Origin of the sequence: Spiroplasma sp. ChiS (genome assembly GCF_002968355.1) — a bacterium.
GTDB lineage: Bacteria > Bacillota_I > Bacilli_A > Mycoplasmatales > Mycoplasmataceae > Spiroplasma > Spiroplasma citri.
In genome coordinates this window covers 1-1246 of the sequence record NZ_PUUH01000136.1, presented here as the reverse complement: position 1 = coordinate 1246, position 1246 = coordinate 1, and the positions used below count along the sequence as shown (strand labels likewise).

At 25.7% G+C, this 1246-nt stretch carries 1 protein-coding gene; it reads left to right on the top strand.

Annotated elements, in window-relative coordinates; genetic code table 4:
- Positions 1-964, top strand: a 964-nt coding sequence (locus C6B38_RS04320) for a phage major capsid protein (RefSeq protein ID WP_233485529.1), incomplete at its 5' end; no start/stop codon positions are given.
- Between the last annotated feature and the right edge of the window lie 282 nt (positions 965-1246).

The following is a 1246-nucleotide window of genomic DNA, read 5'->3' as shown; positions in this document are numbered from 1 at the left end:
ATTAGAAAATATGGAATTAAAGAAAAATAATTTATCTAATAAAGAATTACAAGAACAAAAAGAGTTATTAACTGCAATTAAAAAATTAAATGAAGAAATTACAGAAACTCAAAAAATAAGAAATGAATATTTAGAAAAAAATATTAAAAATATTGAAAACGGAAATAGCACAATTTTACAAACATTAAGGGGAACAGAACAAATGGAAATTAAAACTATTTATAATCAAAAAGATATTTTAGATACAAGAGAATATAAAAATGCATGATTAAAAAATATGCAAAGACAACAATTAACGCCACAAGAAACAAAATTCTTACAAGTTGGAACAAATCCAACTGGAAATGAAGATGCGAGTCCGCTTGTACCTACTACAATATGAAAAAACATCTTAAATGAAATTAAATTAACTTCTAATTTAATTAACGAAGTAACTATTTTAGAACACCGAGGAAAATTAGATATTGCGTATGAAAAAGATTCAACAGCAGCTAAATTTGTCACAGAGGGTCAAGAAATAGAAGGAAGTACAGGATCAGATAGTATTAAATTTGATGGCCACATTATTGCCACTTCGCTTGAATTTTCAGAAACTACAAGATTTATGACAATTGAAGATTTTGAAGCTTTTGTAATTAGAGTAATTACAAACAGAATTAAAGAGGGTATTGAACAATCACTTGCTACTGGAACTGGAAAAGGTCAACCAACTGGAATATTATCAGATACAAGCATTAAAAGTGTAAAAATTAAAGAATTAAATTACGATGCTATTATTGAAATGATTAAATCATTAAAATTAGGATATTCAAATGGTGCTAAATTTGTAATGAATAAGGAAACATTCTGAACTATTCAAAATATTAAAGATAAAAATGATCGCCCTATTTGAAACCACAATATAAGTTCAGATAGAGTTACTAATAAAATCTTAGGTTATGATGTTGTTTTAACAAAATCTTAGGTTATGAAGTTGTTTTAACAGACACATATCCTACATTTTCTAAAACAAATAAAAATAATTGCATTTCTTTTGGAAAATTAAACACTTATTATGTAAATTTCACATATCGGAATTAAAAAACTTTTACATACTTATGTGGGAGCAGCCATTTTAGACGGGAAAGTTGTTGAAAAAAATGCTTTTGTAAATTTCCAACCTGAGTAATTTAAAAATAAAGGAGGATCAATATGTAATTTAAAAATAAAGGAGGATCAATATGGACTTATTAAATTTTGTTAAATT